Here is a 746-nt window from a genome sequence, read left to right on the forward strand (position 1 = left end):
GCGAAAGCGTCGCGTAGCGATAATGTCTATGCAATCCAAAGTGCTGTGCCTACAACAGGGGAAGGCTGACGTGACTGCCGGCTTGCTCTTCGATATGGACGGGGTGATTGTGGATTCGGAACCAATCCATGCCCGCGCCGGGGCCATTGCCCTGCAACGCTGCCACCTATCCCTGGATTTGGCCCCCATCTCCCTGCAGTTCAAGGGGCGCACCGACCGCGACATGTTCGAGTACCTTGTCCAACACCAGACGGACACCCCGCCTGCGGAACAGCCCCTGCTGGTGCAGCGCCTGATCGAGGAAAAGGCCAAGGCTTTTGGCGAGCTGCTGGCAGAGGTACCCCTGGTGCCGGGGGTGCTGGAGTTTTTGGCGGCCAGCCGCCAGCGCTTTTCTGCCCTGGCCGTCACCACTTCGGCCATCCGCCGGGATCAAGCGCAGATTTTCCAGCGCTTCGACCTGCACCGCTGGTTTGACGCGGTGATTACCGCCGAAGACATTCAGCGGGCCAAGCCCGACCCAGAGCCTTACCTGAAAACGGCTGCCGCTGTGGGGCTGGATCCGGCGTTGTGTTGGGTGATTGAAGATTCTACCCATGGGATCCGCGCCGCTAAGGGGGCTGGCTGTTTTGCGGTGGGCCTCACCACGGCTTTCACCGCCGAGGAACTGCGCCACGCCGGGGCAGATGTGGTGGTGGACAGCTTTGCGGAGTTGGCCACACTCCTGTTCGCGAGAGCGTCGCGTAGCG

At 62.6% G+C, this 746-nt stretch carries 1 protein-coding gene; it reads left to right on the forward strand.

What is annotated here, in order from left to right; genetic code table 11:
- Positions 1-70 precede the first annotated feature (70 nt).
- Positions 71-746 (forward strand): HAD family hydrolase (locus NW819_RS04040; protein WP_414412962.1); only part of this gene is annotated, 676 nt, incomplete at its 3' end.

The sequence above is a fragment of the Synechococcus sp. R8-2 genome (assembly GCF_047461715.1).
Lineage (GTDB): Bacteria > Cyanobacteriota > Cyanobacteriia > Thermostichales > Thermostichaceae > Thermostichus.